Annotated in this window: 17 protein-coding genes; 8 read left to right on the forward strand and 9 right to left on the reverse strand. The window is 63.3% G+C overall.

Annotation, left to right across the window (positions count from 1 at the left end; translation table 11 throughout):
* The first annotated feature begins 59 nt into the window (after positions 1-59).
* On the forward strand, positions 60-365 hold the full coding sequence (locus G559_RS28475; RefSeq protein WP_051246415.1) for a YggL family protein: 306 nt from the start codon (positions 60-62) through the stop codon (positions 363-365).
* Between the two features lie 181 nt (positions 366-546).
* On the opposite strand, the gene G559_RS0104880 is transcribed toward G559_RS28475, so the two are convergent.
* The gene (locus G559_RS0104880; RefSeq protein ID WP_028627172.1) at positions 547-3501 is read right to left on the reverse strand and encodes an HD domain-containing phosphohydrolase; all 2955 of its coding nucleotides are present in this window, start codon (positions 3499-3501) and stop codon (positions 547-549) included.
* Between the two features lie 412 nt (positions 3502-3913).
* Here G559_RS0104880 and G559_RS0104890 point away from each other — a divergent pair, with 412 nt between their 5' ends.
* Together G559_RS0104890 and G559_RS28480 are read left to right on the forward strand one after the other, a co-directional pair.
* Entirely contained in the window at positions 3914-4528 is a 615-nt protein-coding gene (locus tag G559_RS0104890; RefSeq protein WP_028627173.1) for a response regulator transcription factor, read from the forward strand.
* A gap of 8 nt (positions 4529-4536) precedes the next feature.
* Positions 4537-8154 carry a transporter substrate-binding domain-containing protein gene (locus G559_RS28480; RefSeq protein ID WP_036996914.1) on the forward strand — a complete coding sequence of 1206 codons (3618 nt, stop codon included), beginning with the start codon at positions 4537-4539 and terminating at the stop codon, positions 8152-8154.
* Between the two features lie 9 nt (positions 8155-8163).
* Here the strand turns inward: G559_RS28480 and G559_RS0104900 are convergent, their stop codons facing one another.
* The 6 genes from G559_RS0104900 to G559_RS0104925 all read right to left on the reverse strand — a co-directional run bounded on the left by G559_RS0104900 (position 8164) and on the right by G559_RS0104925 (position 12961).
* On the reverse strand, positions 8164-9228 hold the full coding sequence (locus tag G559_RS0104900; protein WP_028627174.1) for an FUSC family protein: 1065 nt from the start codon (positions 9226-9228) through the stop codon (positions 8164-8166).
* A 25-nt stretch (positions 9229-9253) separates the two neighbouring features.
* Complete coding sequence (locus tag G559_RS0104905; RefSeq protein WP_028627175.1) at positions 9254-10585, reverse strand: deoxyguanosinetriphosphate triphosphohydrolase; 1332 nt, start codon at positions 10583-10585, stop codon at positions 9254-9256.
* 61 nt (positions 10586-10646) lie between these two features.
* Positions 10647-11819, reverse strand: a complete 1173-nt coding sequence (locus G559_RS0104910; RefSeq protein WP_028627176.1) for an EAL domain-containing protein — start codon at positions 11817-11819, stop codon at positions 10647-10649.
* A 121-nt stretch (positions 11820-11940) separates the two neighbouring features.
* Positions 11941-12258: a hypothetical protein gene (locus G559_RS0104915; protein WP_028627177.1), complete on the reverse strand. Its 318-nt coding sequence runs from the start codon at positions 12256-12258 to the stop codon at positions 11941-11943.
* Entirely contained in the window at positions 12255-12644 is a 390-nt protein-coding gene (locus tag G559_RS0104920) for a phage holin family protein (RefSeq protein WP_028627178.1), read from the reverse strand. The genes G559_RS0104915 and G559_RS0104920 overlap by 4 nt, the downstream gene beginning before the upstream one ends.
* A 2-nt stretch (positions 12645-12646) precedes the next feature.
* Positions 12647-12961, reverse strand: a complete 315-nt coding sequence (locus G559_RS0104925) for a DUF883 family protein (RefSeq protein ID WP_028627179.1) — start codon at positions 12959-12961, stop codon at positions 12647-12649.
* Positions 12962-13316: 355 nt separating this feature from the next.
* On the opposite strand from G559_RS0104925, the gene G559_RS0104935 reads away from it, so the two are divergent.
* Together G559_RS0104935 and G559_RS0104940 are read left to right on the forward strand one after the other, a co-directional pair.
* The gene (locus G559_RS0104935) at positions 13317-14525 is read left to right on the forward strand and encodes an ammonium transporter (RefSeq protein ID WP_028627180.1); all 1209 of its coding nucleotides are present in this window, start codon (positions 13317-13319) and stop codon (positions 14523-14525) included.
* A gap of 224 nt (positions 14526-14749) precedes the next feature.
* Entirely contained in the window at positions 14750-15358 is a 609-nt protein-coding gene (locus G559_RS0104940) for an FMN-dependent NADH-azoreductase (protein ID WP_028627181.1), read from the forward strand.
* 216 nt (positions 15359-15574) lie between these two features.
* Here the strand turns inward: G559_RS0104940 and G559_RS0104945 are convergent, their stop codons facing one another.
* Positions 15575-17164: an ABC-F family ATPase gene (locus tag G559_RS0104945; protein ID WP_028627182.1), complete on the reverse strand. Its 1590-nt coding sequence runs from the start codon at positions 17162-17164 to the stop codon at positions 15575-15577.
* Between the two features lie 407 nt (positions 17165-17571).
* On the opposite strand from G559_RS0104945, the gene G559_RS0104950 reads away from it, so the two are divergent.
* From G559_RS0104950 to G559_RS0104960, 3 genes are all read left to right on the forward strand, one after another.
* On the forward strand, positions 17572-18585 hold the full coding sequence (locus G559_RS0104950; RefSeq protein ID WP_028627183.1) for an aldo/keto reductase: 1014 nt from the start codon (positions 17572-17574) through the stop codon (positions 18583-18585).
* A gap of 207 nt (positions 18586-18792) precedes the next feature.
* On the forward strand, positions 18793-18978 hold the full coding sequence (locus tag G559_RS0104955; protein ID WP_028627184.1) for a hypothetical protein: 186 nt from the start codon (positions 18793-18795) through the stop codon (positions 18976-18978).
* Positions 18979-19063: 85 nt separating this feature from the next.
* Positions 19064-19363 (forward strand): hypothetical protein, encoded by a 300-nt coding sequence (locus tag G559_RS0104960; RefSeq protein ID WP_028627185.1) that lies wholly within the window; start codon positions 19064-19066, stop codon positions 19361-19363.
* Positions 19364-19441: 78 nt separating this feature from the next.
* Here G559_RS0104960 and G559_RS0104965 read toward each other — a convergent pair whose 3' ends face one another.
* Positions 19442-19720 (reverse strand): peptidylprolyl isomerase, encoded by a 279-nt coding sequence (locus tag G559_RS0104965; RefSeq protein WP_028627186.1) that lies wholly within the window; start codon positions 19718-19720, stop codon positions 19442-19444.
* Positions 19721-19831 lie beyond the last annotated feature (111 nt).

Here is a 19831-nt window from a genome sequence, read left to right on the forward strand (position 1 = left end):
AGCTGATATGACCGTCTGAAAAGCTCTTTCCAGAGCCACTCAGGAAAGAATGACAAAGGATGCTAAATAGTCAAAGTAAGGAACTGGGTTTCGAGCTCACCTTCAACTACAAGGAGGGTCTGGACCCGGAAGCGGTTTCGGCGTACTTCGAGCGTTTCATCGACGAAGCGATCGAGGGCAACGGCCTGGGCTTCATCGGTTCCGAGGACTACGGCTTCGTCTGCCTCGGCAAACGTGGCTCGGTAACTGCGGAACAACGCGCCCAGGTCGAAGCCTGGCTGCAGAAGGGCCACGCTGAACTGGCCGGCTCCACTGTCAGCCCGTTGCTGGACGTGTGGTATCCGGAAAATTCCGTCAACGCCTGACGGGGTTCGGAATGAAGAAGGGCGCCTTGGGGCGCCCTTTTTTGTGCCTGGCTGATAGGCCAGGGGCTTTGCGGTTCCTGTGGGGCGATTTCAATCGCCAGGCACGCCGCAGGTCTGCCTTTCGCCCTCCGTGGATTAAAGCGTGCCCGATATCGCCCTGAATTTCTGGCCAGAACTCAAATCAGGCCAACCCGGCCTTGGTCAGCACATCCGCCTCATTCACCTGGTCGATCTGCTCCGGCTTGAGGAAGCGCCTGGCGTATTCCTTGTACACCCCGGAACGGATGAACAGGCCGAACAGGTCGGGGTCGATGTGGGCGCCGCGGCACATGTTGGTCATGATTCCCAGGGCTTCGGAGAGCGTCTTGCCCTTCTTGTAGGGCCGGTCTACCGCCGTAAGCGCTTCGAAGATGTCGGCGATGGCCATCATCCGCGCCGGCAGGCTCATCTCGTCGCGGGTGAGGCGTTTCGGGTAGCCGGTGCCGTCCATCTTCTCGTGGTGCCCGCCGGCTATCTCCGCCACGTTCGCCAGGTGGGCGGGGAAGGGCAGGTGGTTGAGCATCAGGATGGTTTGCACGATGTGGTGGTTGATGATGTAGCGCTCCTCGTCGGTCAGGGTGCCGCGCCCGATCGAGAGGTTATGTAGCTCGCCACGGTTGAACTTGTACTCGGGCACCTGCAGCTTGAATCCCCAGGGGTTATCGGGCGGTATCAGCTCGCTGGCGGGGCGCTCGAAAAGGTGGTCCGGGCGGTCGGCCAGCAGGTTTTCCTCCACTGGCAGCGACGGCGGCGGCGTGCGGGCCAGCCGCTGCGCCTCTTCCCAGGACACGCCCAGGCGATTGTCCAGGGTGCGGGTCCAGGAGCGGGCGGCGATGTGCTTCAGGCGTTCCTGGTCTGCCTCGGCCATGGCTTCCCCGCCCAGGTTGCAGCGGGCGATAAAGGCGAAGTCGTCGTCCAGTGCGGCCAGGGCTGTATCCCGAAGCTGCGCCTGTTCATGCTCGTCAGCGCCTTGGGCGAGTGACTTCCAGTAGTTCACCCATGCGTCGCGCTTGAGTACCTCGAAGCGGGTGCGGATTTCATGGATACGATCGTTCAGGGTTTCCAGCTTGGTGGCCTTGTCCACCACATACTCCGGGGTGGTCACCTTGCCGCAGTCGTGGAGCCAGGCCGCGATGTGCAGCGCCTCCCACTCCTCGTCGCTGGGCTGGAACTCGCGGAATGCCGGCTCATTGCTGGCGGCGGCAGCGCGGGCAAGCATCAGGGTGATCTCCGGCACCCGCTGGCAGTGGCCGCCGGTGTAGGGACTCTTGGCGTCAATGGCGCCGGCCATCAATTGGATGAAGGCATCCAGCAGTTGTTTCTGCTTCTCCAGCAGGCGCTGACTTTCGATGCACAGTGCGGCGACGCCGGAGATGGCTTCAACGAACGCAATGCGTTCCGGCCTGAGAATGGCGGGGCGTGATTCATTGCCCGAATCGCGATGTAGCAGGACCAGCACGCCGATGGTGATGCCCTGGCGGTTGTGCAATCCGGTGCTGACCAGATGCACTCGCGGGCTTTCGAGGGTTTGCAGCAGGTCGCGGTAAGCGCCGGCCTGGTCATAGCCGAAGGAGCACACCTGGCTGGGGCCCTCGTGGGCCGGAAGATCCAGCCAGCGCGGCATGGCCGGGCTCTCCAGGCTGAAACCACGGATGCCGTGGGTTTCCAGGTCCTGTTCCTGGTTATTAAGGAACAGGGCATGGGGTTCCAGGCGGCCCTTCTGGTTGTCTATCAGATAGATCAGGCCTCCGGATGCTTCGCTGATATCGATGGTTTCGTCGAGGACGCGGCGCAGCAGGTTGTCGAAGCGGGTTTCTGCCGAGAGGCTGGAGGCGATTTCGAGGAAGCTGGAAATGGTGTCTTTCATCCGCGCCATGGCCACCGCCAGTTGGTCCACTTCCAGTACCGGCGAGCGGCCCATGGCGGGCAGGCTGAAATTGAAACTGCGGATGGCTTCGGCCTGGGTCACCAGCGCCCGCAGCGGCTTGACCACGATTCGCGAAAGCAGGACGCCAACCGGGATGCACAGCAACAGGATGGCCAGGGTCAGCATCGCGCTTTGCCAGCGAATGCGGTAAGCGTCATCCAGCAGTTCGTCTTCCGGGACCAGGATGGCCAGTTGCAGGCCCTGGGGGCCTCCCTCCTTGAGGTGCTGGCGGGCGACGACCCAGCGGCGTCCGTCGATTTCCAAGCTGGTGCGTAGTTCTTCCCGCGCAGGGAGGCCGATCAGGGCGGCGAGCGGCGGGCTGAAGTTCTTCACCTCGCCTAACGTGGGCGCGCCGTTGATCCGTTTGACCAACCTGCTGGTATCGGGGTAGGCCACTGCACGACCGTCATGCTGGTACAGCACCACCTCGGTGGAAGGGGTGACCCGGTGGTTGGCGAGGGTAGCGGACAGGTCGTCCAGGGTCAGGTCTGCGCCGATGACGGCATCGCTGCCGCTGGGACGCGCCAGGGTTGTGCCAACCGCACCACTGGAGAAGAACACGTAGGGTGCGGTGGTGATCAGTCCATCCTGCTCCAGGGCCCGGTAATACCAGGGCCGGCCGCGGGGATCGTAGCGCTCGTTGAGCTCCTCGCGGGTGGTGATCTGATTGAGCTGGTCGTCGAAGAAATAGGTCAGCGAGCGTGCTTTGGCCTGGTTGTCGCGCTCGATGCTCCACACCTGGTACGCAGCGTTCGGCGGGGCATCGAAGGTTTCCTTCAGGGCCTCGCTGCGCAGGGGGCGGACCATGAAGAAGTCGCCGTCGTCATAGCCCAGGTAGAGCGATGCCAGCTTGGGGTTGTCCTTCAGCGCCTGCGTCAGGGGGCGCAGCAGGATGCCCAGGCGGTCGACGCTCTCTTGCTGCTGGTCCGAGCCGCTCAGGGCCAACAGGTTCAGCAGGTGGTGGATGGGCTGGTAGGTGCGTTGCAGGTCGGTTTCCACTGCCTGGCTGATGCGGCCGAAGAGCTCGTCGCTGCTGGAAAGGATGATCTGGCTGGTCTGGCGGTAGTTGAAAAGGCCCAGGACCACACCAGTGAGCAACAGAAGCAAGGTGAACAGCGCGCTGATATGGACGTGCAGCGGAAAGCGACGCTCAGCAAACTTTTGCGGCATTGCGGCAGCTCCTTTAGCCCCTCTCCCTGAGGGCTAAAGGAGCATAGATGAGGCCTGTGACGCTCGTCGTGCAAATCGCCATGTCAGTGCGGATGTCAGCGACAGCGCCGAGGATGCTGGGAAAAGGTAACGAGCTGCCATTCCGGAGAGAACGCCCGCTCATGGATATGACGGTCGCTTCCCCGGAACCGAGCCTTGGTTCCCGTTGAAATCAGCTCCTGCATGTAGGACAGAACCCAAGGTGGAGTAGGTTGCGTCCTGAAAGCGGTGAGCGGCCTGTTTCGGGGTCGACAGTGCATTGAGCTTCTCTATCTTGGCAGCCACCAAACCGCGCCAAGGGAGCGATGCTGTGAGCAAACTGGTCAATCTGGACGATTTCCTCGAGCCGGGGAGCGAGTCCGCCTACAAGGTCATGATCGTCGACGATCATCCAGTGATTCGTCTTGCCGTGCGCCTGTTGCTGGATCGAGAGGGCTACGCAATCGTGGCGGAGACGGACAACGGCGTGGATGCCATTGCCCTGGCACGAGAGCATCAGCCGGACATGGTGATTCTCGACATCGGAATTCCCAAGCTGGGTGGGCTGGATGTCATCGCTCGCCTGCATTCGCTGGATCTGCCCCTTCGGGTGCTGGTGCTCACCGGCCAGAATCCCAACCACTACGCCACGCGTTGCATGCAGGCCGGTGCCGCAGGTTTCGTGTGCAAGGAGGGTGACCTGGCCGAAGTCACGGCAGCGGTGCGCGCGGTGCTCTCTGGCTACAGCTACTTCCCCAGCGATGTGATCAAGTCAGGCAAGCGTCAGGTCGGCCTCCCCGACGAGATCGAGATGATCGGCCGTCTTTCCGACCGGGAGCTGGTGGTGCTCAAGTTCCTCGCCAACGGCTACAGCAACAAGGACATCGCTGAAGAGATGTTCATCAGCAACAAGACTGTCAGCACCTACAAGACGCGCCTGTTGCTCAAGCTCAACGCCCGCTCCCTGATCGAATTGGTGGAGTTCGCCAACCGCAACGCACTGGTCTGATCACTCCCATGCGCCTATTCGCCATGCTTGCCTGCCTCCTGCTCGGAGGCTCGCTGCTGCCGTCGGTCTGCCTTGGCGAAAGCCCCCTCTCGCTGGAACTGCTGGGCCGCTCTCTGGGGCGAGACCTGCAAGCGCCGCTGGACGAGGCGGACAAGCGCTGGCTGCAGCAGAAGGGCACGTTGCGAGTGGGTACCAGCGAGCCTGATTTCCCCCCGTTCGACATAACCGCCAGCGGCCAGGACTATGAGGGGGTGACAGCTGACTTCCTGCGCCTTATCACCCAGTCACTTGGCGTCGAGATCAAGGTCCTGCGCTTTACGGACCGCCAAGCGGCCCGTGATGCACTGCGCAGGGGCGAGGTCGATGTACTGGGCAATAGTGTAGAGGGAGATGCTGCCAGCCCCGGACTGATCCAGACGATGCCCTACATGCAGCACCAGCCCGTGATGGTGACGCGCATAGACGATCGTCGTGCCGCCACCGGAAACCTAAAGGGGCTGCGGCTTGCCTACTCCCCGGAGGGGCCAAGTCGTGAGCTGATCCACAAGCTCTACCCCGACGCCCGCCCCATCAAGTTCGGATCGGTGCGCAGTGCCCTGCAATCGGTGGCTTTCGACCAGAGCGACGTATTCATCGGCGACGCCGTGGCCGCCAACTACCTGATCAGGCAGGGCTACCTCATCAATCTGCGCATGACCAACTTCGCCGGCTTCGATGGGGTGGGCGTCTGCTTTTCATTGGCCGAGGGCAACGAGCGTCTCAGGCGCATTTTCGATAGCGCGATCCAAGCCATTCCCGAAACGGAGAAGGCCAGCATCCTGAAGCGCTGGGGAGGTGGTGTGGGAATGTTCCTGGACAATCTCCGGCCCCAGCTCACCCAGCGCGAACTTCGTTGGCTGGAGCAGCATGGCCCGGCCCGGCTGGTGGTGGATGGCACATTCGAACCCTTGACCTTCTTCAATGCCAAAGGCCGTTTTCGCGGGATAGTGCCGGACCTTCTGGACCTGATTCGACAACGGACCGGCCTGGAGTTCGAAGTCAGCAGCAGACCTTCGGCCAGAGGGATGCTCGCCGATCTGCGTGAAGGGCGGGCCGAAATGGCCGCCACGCTGTTCTTCACGCCCGAGCGGAACCAGTACCTGAGCTTCACCCGACCTTATTTCAGCACCAGCAGCGTGCTGGTGGTTCGCATGTCCGACACTGAGCCGCAGGGGCTGAACCAGCTCGGTGGACGAACCCTGGCGATCCCGGCCGGGCACTCCCTGAGCGCGTACATCCGGCAGCATTATCCCGGGGTGGCGGTGATCGAAGTGGAAACGGGCATGCAGGCCCTTGCCAGCGTGGCTGAAGGCAAGGTCGATGCGGCGTTGCATGCGATGGCGTCTTCGACTTTCCTGATCAATCGCTACTTCCCGGGCAACTTGCGCATTGCCGATACCATTGGGCGGGACCCGGGCCGTTTCTCATTTGCCGTGTCGCGCAATGCGCCCGAGCTGCAGAGCATTCTCGAAAAGGCCCTGCTGTCCATCTCCCCGGACGAGCTGGGCACGATCATCAACCGCTGGTACACCGATGCTGAGGAATCCGAAAGCACCTGGGTCGAGTACCGGGCACGGCTTTACCAGGTGGGCTTCGCCCTGCTGTTGCTGGCGCTGGTGTTTGCCGGCTGGGCGCTGTACCTGCGCCGTCAGGTGTCGCGACGTGCGCGAGAGGAGCGGCGCCTGAGTGACCAGTTGGCCTTCAAGCGTTCCCTGATCGATGGAATTCCCTTTCCGCTGTCGGTTCGGGGCCTTGATGGCCGGACCATTACCTGCAATCGCAGCTACGTCGACGCCATTGGGGTGCCGCGCGCGGCCCTGATCGGTCGACGCCTGACCGATGTGAAAGGGCTGCGGATCGATACCCTGGACGCGTTGGAGGGACTGAACCGACGGGCCCTGGAACAGGGGGAGGCGCTGTTCAGCGATCAGCAACTGCACTTGTGGGATTGCACGCTCGAGGTTTCCTACTGGGCCATTCCCTACCGCAATGCCCAGCAAGACATCCGTGGGCTGATTTGTGGTTGGGTCGATATCACCGAACGCAATCGGCTGATGGACGAACTGCGCCAGGCCAAGGAGCAGGCCGAATCGGCGAATGTCGCAAAAAGCCGTTTCCTCGCCACCATGAGCCATGAAATCCGCACCCCGTTGAACGCCATCATCGGCATGCTCGAACTGGCCCTCAAGCGTGAGCGCCTGGACCGGGAGGCAATCCTGGTGGCGCGGGATTCAGCCGATTCCCTGCTGGCGCTGATCGGCGACATCCTCGACATCGCCAAGATCGAGTCCGGACGCATGGTCCTGGAGCCGCGTCGAGAGGCGCCCCGCGCGCTGACGGAGTCGGTCGTACGGGTCTTCGAAGGATTGGCATGGCAGAAGGGCCTTCGGCTCTCGCTCGATCTGGACCTGCCCGATCAGGACGACGTGATGGTGGACCCCTCCAGCTTCAAGCAGATCCTGTCCAACCTCATCAGCAATGCCATCAAGTTCACCGACCGCGGCACGGTTCGAGTCCACCTGCGGGCCCGGCGCGACGGCGAAGAGCACCTGCTGCTGACCATCCTGGTGGAGGACAGCGGAATCGGTATCGCTGAAGCCGATCAGAAACGCCTGTTCCAGCCCTTCACGCAGCTTGCCGGCAACATGAGTGTGGGGCGAGGGGGCACCGGCCTGGGGCTGAGCATCTGTCGGCGGCTGGTGGACATGATGGATGGCCGTCTGGAGATGCACAGTGAACTGCGTGTCGGTACGCGGATATCGGTGAGCTTGCGCCTGCCGCGGCTGAAGCCTTTGCCACCCGTTGCGGAGCAGCCCGAAGTCCGGGAGCTGCCGCCAGGATGCTTGCGCGTGCTGGTAGTGGACGATCACCCGGTCAATCGGATGATGCTGGTGCAACAACTGGAACTCCTCGGGCAACTGGGCGAGCAGGCCGAGAATGGCGAGGAGGCCCTGCGCATCTGGATGGAGTCAGCGTTCGATCTGGTGATCACCGATTGCAACATGCCGGTGATGGATGGCTACGAGCTGGCCCGGCGTATCCGTGAACAGGAGTGCGAGCGGGGTGCGCACCCCGGCCTGATCGTTGGTCTCACTGCCAATGCCCAGGCAGAGGAGCGGATGCGCTGTCGTGAGGCGGGCATGGACGACTGCCTGTTCAAGCCCATCGGCCTGGAGGGTCTGCAGCGTTACCTGCAGCGCCTGGTTCCTCCGACCACGGCCCCCGAGATCCAGGAAGACGACCAATCGGTCTGCCTCGATCTGAGCTTGCTGGATCGCACCGCCGGCGGCTCACCCGAAGCGGCCCGCATGCTGCTGAGTGTGTTGCATCAGGCCAATGAGGCTGATGCTGCGGAGATGGAAAGCTTCCTGAAGGCGGGGCGTTGGGATGACCTGGAGCGCCTGGTGCACAAGATCAAGGGCGCAGTGGAGTTGATCAACGCCCAGCCGTTGTTGGCCCATTGCATCGCGTTTGGCGAGGCCCACGACAGGGGAGCCGAAGGTTCCGAACTGGCGCAACGGGCCGAAGCAGTGTGGCGAAGCCTGGGAAACCTGCAGGGAGAACTGGAGCAGCACCTGCTCGACTGACGTCGGGCACTAATCGCTCTGACGCACCGCTTCCATTTGCGGTGACCGTGTCCCCCAGCGCAAGCGAGCGCGGTGAGCCAGATAAGCGACCAATAGCGCCAGTCCGGCCCCCAGCAGCGTGTTGTAAAGACGCAGCACAGGCAGGTGCCAGTCAAGGGACAGGCTCTCGGCCAGCAGCACGAAGCACACGGTGGTCTGCACCACGAACAGTCCATAGTGCTGGGCGATAAAAGCCCGGCTGAGCACGATCAGCGGCAACATGCAGGCTACCAGCAGGGTAGGGCTCTGCAGCCAGCTTCCCACGCCGATCAGAACCAGCGCGCCTACAAGGCTTCCCAGGCAGCGCTGGATGCCACGTTCCAGGCTTCCATTGAGGTCCATCTGGATAGTGGTCATCACCGTCAGCGTCAGCCAATAGCCCCGCGGCAGTCCGGACAGGTTGACCGCCAGACCAGCGAAGGCACCGGCCGCGCTGCAGGCCAGGGCATGGATCAGCCAAAGGCGCTGGGGCAGGCGCTGGGCATGGCGACGCATCACCCGCGCGAAGTTGCCCAGGCGCGGCATCAGCGGCCACAGCCGCATTCCCTGTGAGGCTCGCAAGGCGAAGGCAAGCAGCATCACCCAGAGGCCGCCAATGGCAAACAGTGCCCCCACCGCCAGTCCATTGTGCAAGTTGCCGAGCCCTGCCTGGCCCTGACCCAGGCACAAGCATGCCGCAAGCCCTACTCCCAGCTTGCCGAGCTCCGTGCCGTAGCGTTGCAACACGGCCAACAGCAGTCCCATGAAGGCGAAACTGGCCAGGCTCAGGAGTGGATGGCTGGCCGCCCAGAAGCCCAAACCAGAAAAGATGGCACCCAGGCCAGTGAGCAGGCTCATACGCAGCATGCCGAGGCGATGGTAAGGATTCGCCAGGGCAGCCTGGAAGGCTCCTGTGGCTGCCCAGAGGAAGCCGCTGTGACTCGTGAACAGGCCCAGCATCAGCGGAAGGCCGCAGCCCATCCCGGCCATCAGCGCGGCGCCCCAGGCGGGTGGGCCGGCGTGCCAGCGCAGGCTTCTTCTGAACAAGGTACGCATCAACGCGACTCCTGTAGGCGCTGGGTCAGGTCGGGCTGGAGCGGCCGGTCATCTCTCGGGCCATTTCGGTAGCGTAGCTGTCGGTCATTCCGGCGATGAAGTCGATCACCCGGACGAATGCCCGGTAAAGCGGCCAGTCGGGGTCAGGGGCGTTGTTGCCGAGCAGGTCGAGGATGCGCCGATGCTTGAACGACGGCGTGCGCCCGCCGTGCTGCTCCAGAGCGGCTCCGCAGAAGGCGTTGAGGAGGATTTCCAGGGTGGTGTAGGCACCGATCTCATGGAGCGTCTTGCGCTTGTCCTGGAAGATCTTCTCACGGGCAATGGCCTTGGCCCGCAGCACGCAGCGCTTGGCCGGGCCGTGCATGTGTTCCACCAGGTCGCCTTGCAGCGTGCCGGCCAGCAGCGCGTCGTGTTGCTCGACAAAGGCACGGGCGGCAGCGTTGGTCAGGTGCTCGATGGCTTTGCCCCGCAGGATGGCCAGTTTGCGTCGGCGGGAGTCCTTGGGGCCGAGCTGGCGGTAGGTCTCCGGCAGGTCGTCGCCAACCAGGCCAAGCAACAGCGCCTCGACTTCCGCGTACTCCAGTAGCTCCATCTCCAGGCCGTCTTCCAGGTCGATCAGGCCGTAGCAGATGTCGTCCGCAGCTTCCATCAGGTACACCAGCGGATGCCGTGCCCAGCGGTGCTCGTCGATGCGCGGCAGCTCCAGCTTGGCGGCGATCTGCTCCAGCAGCGGCAGCTCGCTCTGGTAGCAACCGAATTTGTGCTTCTTGTAGCCCAGCGCCTCGGCATGGCGCGAGGTCCAGGGATACTTCAGGTAAGTGCCGAGGGTGGCGTAGGTCAGACGCATGCCGCCATCGAACTGGTGGTATTCCAACTGGGTCAGCACCCGCAGCCCCTGGGCGTTGCCCTCGAAGCTGAGGAAGTCGGCCCGCTCCACTGGGCTCATGGCGTCCAGCCAGCCCCGCGCGGCGGCCTGTTCGAACCAATGGCGGATCGCGTCTTCGCCTGAATGGCCGAAGGGCGGGTTGCCGATGTCGTGCGCCAGGCAGGCCGACTGGACGATGACGCCCAAGTCCGAGGGCTCACACCAGTTCGGCAGCACATCGCGCAGGGTTTCACCGACCCGCATGCCCAGCGAGCGCCCGACGCAGCTCACTTCGAGGGAGTGCGTAAGGCGCGTGTGAATGTGGTCATTGCTGGAGACCGGATGCACCTGGGTCTTGCGCCCGAGGCGGCGGAAGGCGCCGGAGAAAATGATGCGGTCGTGGTCTTTATGGAAGGGGCTGCGGCCCAGCTCATCGGCGCTGTGCACCGGTTTGCCAAGGCGTTCGCGGGTAAGCAGAGTCTGCCAGTCCAAGGCCTGTCCTCGCCGTTCAGTGGCTGAAGACCCTACTCTAACCCAAGCGTTCGCGCACGACTCAGCCCATTGCCAGACCGGCGGCGTCGATATCCACCAGCAGCAGGCGGCGACCGTTGTCGATGAACTGTCCGGCAGTCAGGCAGTACTGGTTGGTGGTGGCATCGCGGTAGGTCGTGGACAGCGTCAGGCGGCGTTCTTCCCAGCCCTCGGCCAGCAGTTGATAGAAGTAGGGGCGCCAGGACCAGTTGTGACCCCGGTAGCTCGCATCTTCCTGCCAGCCGCCCGGCCCCCAATGCAGATTGGGTGTGATCTGCGTACCGTTGCGGTCGCACTGATAGATGCGCAGCAGCCAGGGATAGTCCTCCGGGCTGACCAGGCTCGACGTTGGCGCGCCGCTTTCAGCCCAGGCGCGCAACCGCGACATCAACTGGTTGAGACTGCGGCGCAACGTCATCAGCCGCGCCCGTTCGGCCAGCTTGCTCTGTACGTAACGGTCGCGCAGGAGGGCGAACCGCTGTACGAAGGCATCGGTTTCAAAGAACTCCAGGCGGGGTTCGGCGAACAGGTACCCCTGCACGTAGCGGGCCCCGCACTCCAGGGCAAAATCCAGTTCGGCTTCGGTCTCCACCCCCTCGGCGATGATCCAGCAACCGGTTTTCTCGGCCATCTGCGCGAGGGCCTTCACCACTTCGCCGCTGGGTCCGCCGCGGGCTGCGGCCTGGAACAGGCGCATGTCGAGCTTGAGGATGTCCGGTTGCAGGGCCAGCACCCGGTCGAGCTGGGAATAGCCGGCGCCGAAGTCGTCGATGGCAATCCGCGCCCCGGCCTCGCGGTAACGCGCGACCACATCTGCCAGGCGCTGGCTGGCGCCGCCCAGTTCGGTGATTTCGAAGACGATGCGTTCGGCGGGTACGCCAAAGCGTTGCAGTTGCTTGAGGCTGGGCAGGGTCTGCCCCGGACGCAGGCGACTGATCCAGCGCGGGGAGATGTTCAGGCTGAGGAACCATTCCGAGGGAGCTTCATGCAGGCGCCGCAGGGCATCTTCGCGCAATTGCCGGTCGAGTCGGCGCAGGGCCGTCGGCGACACTCTCGAATCAAGGAACAGCGGGCCTACCGATTGCAACGTGCCGTCTGGCTGGCGCAGCCGGCCCAGGGCCTCGACGCCAGCGATCAGCCCCGTAGCGGTATCGATGAAGGGCTGGAAGCAGGCGAGCGGTTGCCCATCGATCACGTTGACTCCTTAGGTGGAAGGCCATGGGAATGCGCGCGGCGCACGTTGGTGCCCATGCCTGGTGCAATGGACCGCTCATCTGTAGCAAGAATGTGGCCAGTTGCCTTCCAGCCGGGGGATGTCAGCCGGGACCGTCCCGTGGAGGGCTTCTCAACAGGGCCTGCAGCAGGGGGAAGAGCGCACTGCCCAGGCGCAAGCCGCGGCTCAGGCTGCCTTTGTTCGCGGCGAGAAAGCCCAGCGCTGCAACCGCTGCAATGCCCCAAAGTGGGGCGTGGGGAATGTCCAGCTTACGGGTGAAGTCCCGAGCCTGCCGCAGTGGCTGGGTCAGCAGAAGGGACTCGTGGCGCAGTTCCTGGCGCTGCATTTCCAGGCGCAGGCGCACCAGCGCCTTGCGCATGTCGCGACGGGTGGCGTTGCGGGGCAGTTCCGGCGGGTTCATGGCAACAGGCGCTCCCGGTCACGGGCCAGTTCTTCGAGGGTCGCGCTGAAGGGCGACTCGTCGCTATCCACTGCCGCCCTCAGGCGCACACCGCAGTAAAGCGTTGCGATCAGGTAGAAGGCGCAGAGGCCGGTGAGGGCCTCGAAGCGCCAGTTGTCCCAGAGCAGCGCCAGTATCAGGCCGGACAGTCCGATCAGCAGCAGCATGGCGAAGATCAGCGTGAGCCCGCCGAACAGCAGCAGATAGAGGCTGTTGGCTTTTTGCTCCTGCAGTTCAATGCCGAACAACTCCACATGGCTGTGCAGCAGGCCGAGCAGCGAGGCGCTGAGGCGTCTGGGCGAGGGACCGCGTCCCGCCTCCTGGGCGGAAGGGGCTTCGTCGCTCATGATCAGCGCCGGGCGGCCAGCAGGCCGAGCAGGAAACCGATGCCGGCGGCGAGGCCGACGCTCTGCCAGGGATGTTCCTGGACATAGTCTTCGGTGGCCTGGACGGCAGCCTGGCCACGTTCACGCAGGTTCTGCTCGGTGTCGCGAAGGGTGTCGCGGGCGCGCTTCAGGCTTTCGTGGATCTGCACGCGCAATTCATCGGCCTGCTCGCCAGCCAGGCTGGCGGTGTCTTGCAGGAGCTTCTCGGTGTCGTTGACCAGGGTCTGGAAGTCGGCCAACAGGTCGTCCTGGGCGCGGGCGGCGGTCTTACGGGGCATGGCGATTCTCCTTGTAGGACTCAAACCCTAAGAGTAGGTGCCTTCGCCCAAGGTTCACGCGGAATTTTCTTTGGTGCTGCTGGTATAGCGCTTGCATCGCGCTGGTGCGCGGTTGTGGCGAGATGCGCTGGATCGGGGCGCCCTGGATGGCCTGTCGAGACGCGTAATCCACTCGCAACCTAATGAAAATCAAAAAGAAACGCCGTTCTAGATAATTCTTGCGCTGGCCTGCCTGCACCAATTCGGGAACCGGATTCGATCCTTTGCGGTGCGGCGTGGCCTCAGGATGGTGCGCTGGAAGTCGTTCATGAACTGCATTGGTGCTTTTTCCTTACTGCCGGAGTTGTCTTCGCCAATGGAAAACCTCAACAGCGCCGTGGAGACCCTGATCCACGGTTCCAACACCCTGTTCATCCTGATGGGCGCCGTCATGGTGCTGGCCATGCATGCTGGCTTCGCCTTCCTTGAAGTCGGCACGGTGCGCCAGAAGAACCAGGTCAACGCCTTGTCGAAGATCCTCTCCGACTTCGCCGTTTCCACCCTGGCCTATTTCTTCATCGGTTACTGGATCGCCTATGGCGTGACCTTCCTGGAACCGGCCAGTGCACTCGCCGCCGACCACGGTTATGCCCTGGTGAAGTTCTTCTTCCTGCTGACCTTCGCCGCGGCCATTCCCGCCATCATCTCCGGCGGTATTGCCGAGCGCGCCCGGTTCTACCCGCAGCTGTGCGCCACGCTGCTGATCGTCGCCTTCATTTATCCCTTCTTCGAAGGTCTGATCTGGAACGGCAACTTCGGCCTGCAGGACTGGCTGAAGAACAGCTTTGGCGCCAGCTTCCATGACTTCGCCGGTTCGGTGGTGGTGCACGCCGTGGGCGGCTGGCTGGCCTTCGGCGCGGTGCTGTTGCTGGGGCACCGCAACGGGCGCTACCGCGAAGGCCGCCTGGTGGCGTTCGCTCCGTCGAACATTCCCTTCCTGGCGCTGGGCTCCTGGATCCTCATCGTCGGTTGGTTTGGCTTCAATGTGATGAGTGCGCAGACCCTGCAGGGCGTCAGTGGCCTGGTGGCGGTGAACTCGTTGATGGCCATGGTCGGCGGCACCGTCGCCGCACTGCTGGTGGGCCGCAACGACCCGGGCTTCCTGCACAACGGACCACTCGCCGGTCTGGTCGCGATCTGCGCCGGCTCCGACCTGATGCATCCGGTTGGAGCACTGGTGACTGGCGCGGCGGCCGGTGGCCTGTTCGTCTGGGCGTTCACCGCCACCCAGGTCAAGTGGAAAATCGACGACGTGCTCGGCGTTTGGCCGCTGCACGGCCTTTGCGGCGTCTGGGGCGGCATCGCCTGCGGCATCTTCGGCCAGGAGGCGTTGGGTGGCCTGGGTGGCGTCAGCTTCGTCAGCCAACTGATCGGCACCGGCCTGGGTGTGCTGGTCGCGCTGGTGGGCGGCTTCGTGGTCTATGGCTTGCTGAGGTCCACTGTTGGCATCCGCCTTAGCCAGGAAGAGGAATACTACGGCGCCGACCTGTCGGTACATAAGATTGGTGCCACTTCGCAGGATTGAGCAGCAGTCGCGAATGAGTCCGCCTCTACCGGGGCGCTCTTGCAGGTGGGCCTGGCGTCATCGGCCCACCATTCGCGGGCTGGCGCGGCGTGGAAAGGTAGTTTCGTCCTATGAGTGGGACGCTCAATCACAAAATCGCTGGCTAATCAGCGTTTGTCGACATGGATAGGATTGCCCCCAATCCGATCGGCCGTCGCCGGTCGCCCAACTGAGGGTAACCATCCATGAAACTCCTGCACCTCGATTCCAGCATCCTCGGCGACGCCTCCGCCTCCCGCCAACTGAGCCGTGACGTCGTCGCCGCCTGGGAAGCCGCCGAGCCGAACGCCCAGGTTACCTACCGTGACCTGGCCAGTGACGCCATCAGCCACCTGTCGGCCCTGAGCCTGGTTGCTGGCGGTACCCCGTCCGAACTGCGTGATGCTGCGCAGAAGCACGAAGCCGAGTTGGGTGAGTCCACCCTGAACGAATTCCTCGCCGCCGATGCCATCGTCATCGGTGCGCCGATGTACAACTTCACCATCCCGACCCAGCTCAAGGCCTGGATCGACCGCATCGCCGTCGCCGGCAAGACCTTCCACTACACCGAAAACGGCCCGGAAGGCCTGGCGGGTGGCAAGAAAGTGGTGATCGTTTCCACCGCAGGCGGCATCCACGCCGGCCAGGCCAGCGGCCAGGCTCACGAGGACTACCTGAAGCTGGTGCTGAACTTCCTCGGCGTGACCGACATCGAGATTGTCCGCGCAGAAGGCCTGGCCTACGGCGAAGAGCCTCGTGCCAACGCCTTCAGTACCGCCAAGGCGCAGATCGGCGAGCTGTTCACCGCCGCCTGATTCCGCTAGCCGGAAAACACAAAGCCCCGCACGCGGGGCTTTGTCGTTTGCAGTGAGTGAGCAATCTCAAGCGGCAATGTCCGCTTTACCTGTAGGGGCGATTTCAATCGCCAACCGGACCGCAGGTTCGGCCTGCAATGCCGAAGGGGGCAGCTTCGCCGCCCTTGGCGAATGAATTCGCCCCTTCTACAGATACGGCCTTCATCCTGGAAGGGATCAGACAATCACACCCTGGCTACGCAGGTAGTCGTCATAAGTGCCGCTGAAGTCGGTCACACCGTTCTCCGACAGCTCGATGATGCGAGTGGCCAGGGAGCCGACGAACTCGCGGTCGTGGCTGACGAAGATCAAGGTGCCCGGGTAGTTCTCCAGCGCCAGGTTGAGCGCCTCGATGGATTCCATGTCCAGGTGGTTGGTGGGTTCGTCCATTACCAGCACGTTGGGCTTCTTCAGGATCAACTTGCCGAACAGCATGCGGCCCTGTTCACCACCGGAGATCACCTTCACCGACTTGAGGATCTCGTCGTTGGAGAACAGCATGCGGCCGAGGGTGCCGCGCACCAGTTGCTCGCCGCCCTGGGTCCACTGGCCCATCCAGTCGAACAGGGTGACGTCGTCTTCGAAATCATGGGCATGGTCCTGGGCGTAGTAGCCCAGGTCCGCGCTTTCGGTCCATTTCACAGCGCCACTGTCCGGAGTCATCTCGCCGACCAGAGTGCGCAGCAGAGTGGTCTTGCCGATGCCGTTGGGGCCGATGATGGCGACGCGCTCGCCCGCTTCGATCTGCAGGTCCAGGCCCTTGAACAGTTGCTTGCCTTCGAAGCCCTTGGCCAGTTTCTCCACGGTCACCGCCTGGCGGTGCAGCTTCTTGTGCTGGTCGAAGCGGATGAAGGGGCTGACGCGGCTGGACGGCTTGACCTCGGCCAGTTGGATCTTGTCGATCTGCTTGGCGCGCGAGGTCGCCTGCTTGGCTTTCGAGGCGTTGGCGGAGAAGCGGCTGACGAAGGTCTGCAGTTCGGCGATCTGCGCCTTCTTCTTCGCGTTATCGGCCAGCAGCTGCTCGCGCGACTGGGTCGCAGCGGTCATGTACTCGTCGTAGTTGCCCGGGAACAGGCGCAGTTCGCCGTAGTCCAGGTCCGCCATGTGGGTGCATACGCTGTTCAGGAAGTGGCGGTCGTGGGAAATGATGATCATGGTGCTGTTACGCGCCGTGAGGATGTTTTCCAGCCAGCGGATGGTGTTGATGTCCAGGTGGTTGGTCGGCTCGTCCAGCAGCAGTACGTCCGGGTCCGAGAACAACGCCTGGGCCAGCAGTACGCGCAGCTTCCAGCCGGGGGCGACCTCGCTCATCGGGCCGAAGTGCTGGTTCAGCGGGATGCCCAGCCCGAGCAGCAGCTCGCCGGCGCGGGACTCGGCGGTGTAGCCGTCCATTTCGGCGAACTCGGTCTCCAGCTCAGCCACGGCCATGCCGTCTTCTTCGCTCATTTCCGGCAGCGAGTAGATGCGATCACGCTCGGCCTTCACCTTCCAGAGCTCTTCGTGGCCCATGATCACGGTGTCGATCACGCTGAAGTTCTCGTAGGCGAACTGATCCTGGCGCAGCTTGCCCAGACGCACGTTGGGTTCCAGCATCACCTGGCCGCCGGAAGGCTCCAGGTCGCTGCCGAGAATCTTCATGAAGGTCGACTTGCCGCAGCCATTGGCACCGATCAGGCCGTAGCGGTTGCCGCTGCCGAACTTGACGGAAACGTTCTCGAACAGCGGCTTGGCGCCGAACTGCATGGTGATATTTGCGGTGGAGATCACGGTGGAATCCTGAGCTTGGGGCGCACGTAGCGCAAAAAGGGCGCGATTGTAGCGTTTCTGGTTCGGGAAAGGGGCAATCGATCTTCGCCATCGATCCGGTCGCTCGTCGTCGCGTATCCAGTTATATGCCTTGGTGAATATCTGAAATACGGCAAATAAATTGGATGAATGTGTGAGGCGCACGCATGCTTTGGTCAACCCGCAGTCAAGGAGCCGAGCCTGTCGAAGATCCCGTTCATCCTCGCCAGCCTTGACCGAATGCTGGAGCGCTAGGCTGGACACAAGGTGTTGTCACGCCTGATCCGCTGCCCGGGTTCCCGGTGCCGACGACCGCCGAATAGGCACATTCATTGAAAACCCAGGGCGAAGGCGTGGCCTTCGCCTCCTTTCGCAAAAAGGAGAACACCATGGCGCTCAAAGATATTCTTCCCGGCCAACTGGGCTTCGGTACCGCCCCGCTGGGCAACATGTTCCGCGACATTCCCGAGGAGGAAGCACGGGCGACAGTGGACGCCGCGTGGAACGACGGCATCCGTTACTTCGACAATGCGCCGTTCTACGGTGCGGGGCTGGCGGAAATCCGCATGGGCGAGGCGCTCGCCGGAAGGCGTCGCGAAGACTACGTCATCAGCACCAAGGTCGGCCGCCTGATTCTCGACGAAGTCGAGGATGTGAATGCCCGCGACCTCGGCGAAAAGGGTGATGTCTTCCGCTACGGCCGCCCGAACCGGATCGTCAATGACTATTCCGAAGCCGCCACCCTGCGCTCCATCGAAGACAGCCTCAAGCGGCTGCGGACCGATCACATCGAGATCGTTTGGGTCCATGACGTGGCGCAGGACTTCTACGGCGACGAATGGCTCAGCGTATTCGAAAGCGCGCGCAAGGGTGCTTTCAGGGCTCTCGACCGCCTGCGCGATGAAGGTGTGATCAAGGCCTGGGGCCTGGGCGTCAACCGGGTGGAGCCCATTGAACTGCTGCTCGCCCTCGACGAACCGCGCCCGGACGGCTTTCTGCTCGCGGGCCGCTACACGCTGCTCGACCATGAGCGCGCCTTGCAGCGGGTGATGCCACAGGTTGCGGCGCGCGGCCTGGGCATAGTCGTTGGCGGCCCCTACAGCTCCGGCGCGCTCGTCGGCGGCCCCAACTTCGAATACGCACCGGCCACGCCCGAGATACTCGCCAAGGTCGCCCGGATCAAGGCCATCGCCGATCGCTATGGCATCAGCATGAAGGCCGCAGGGCTCCAGTTCGCCCTGGCCAATCCGGCGGTGGCCGCGGTCATCCCGGGGGCGAGCAAGCCCGGCCGCATCGCCGAAGACCGCGCCGCGCTGAACGAAGTGGTGCCGGCGGATTTCTGGCGCGAACTGCGCAGCGCCGGACTGGTCGACCCGGCCGCGCCGCTGCCGATCGCGGATTGAGGTGCGCGAGGTGACCGGGGCGGTGGCTTCGGTCACAGGTCTGTCGCAAAAGTGTCAACTTCCGGCGTTAGCCTGACTCGGCTTCCACGGCATATTCGATGCGGCAGCGCATCCCCACACCTTCGCGGTGCAGGCCAACCTCATCAGTTGGCCTTTTTTCTGCCTGCCGCTCCTGCCGTGGTCCCACCGGGTTCAGCGGAGCAGTCCATGGAAATCGCGATCCAGCAGGTCAACCGTGGCGGCAGGGAAGAGTGGCAGGTAGAAGCCCTCGGTATGAAGGTGCCGTTCCGTGATCGGGCCTCGGCGCTGGCGTTTGCAGTCCGATTGCAGGAGCGTGTGGACGCCCCGCACTGGTTGCCAGGACGGGAGCAGCCAGCGTCCACGGAAGAGTGAAGTCGCGCCCTGTCGTTTTCAGCTATTGCCTGCCAGGTGCCCGCTGCGGCAAGAATGCGCCTTCAGGACCAGCAGGAGATTGCACGTGAAGAAGACTCGGTTTTTCGCTGTACTGGCCTTGCAGGCCTGCGCAGTCGCGGCAGTGGCGGGGGAGTGGCCGCAGGGTGGCGGGGAGAAGTTCACCCAGGAGTGCGTTATCAGCGCGGCGCGGCAGGTTCCGCCGGACAAGGCCGCCGCCTACTGCAAGTGCTCCAACGGCATGATGCAGGAGGCGTTCACCTCCCAGCAGTTGGTGGGGGTCACCGAAGGTCGTAAACCTACCGATGAAGAGCTGACGGTCCTGACCGATATCTCGCGTTCCTGCGCTCGCGAAACCTTGCAGTGAGACGGTAACAGGAGCGTCACATCCGCTCCCTAGAATGGGCACTGCGCCACGGACGGTGCCCATCTCCCCGCAATGCCCTCATTCCCTGAAGAACACCTGCACCAGGTGATAGCCGAACTGGCTTTTCACCGGGCCGTGGATCACCCGCACGGGTTTCTTGAAAATCACCTGATCGATCACCCGCACCATCTGGCCGGGGCGGACTTCGCCCAGGTCGCCGCCGCGCTTGGCGGACGGGCAAATGGAATGCTTCTTGGCCAGGGTCGCGAAGTCTTCGCCTTTATCCAGGCGCTTCTTCAGTTGCTCGGCTTCCGCCTCGGTCTTGACCAGAATATGGCGGGCAAGGGCCTTGGCCATGGGATTTCCTCTTGGAGTGTGGAGCGGTTCATTGTGCCAGCACGGGCCGCCGCCATACAGTTGCTGACCTGTGATCCGCCACGCGGATGCCTTCACACCTGACCGGACGCG

Origin of the sequence: Metapseudomonas resinovorans DSM 21078 (assembly GCF_000423545.1) — a bacterium.
Lineage (GTDB): Bacteria > Pseudomonadota > Gammaproteobacteria > Pseudomonadales > Pseudomonadaceae > Metapseudomonas > Metapseudomonas resinovorans.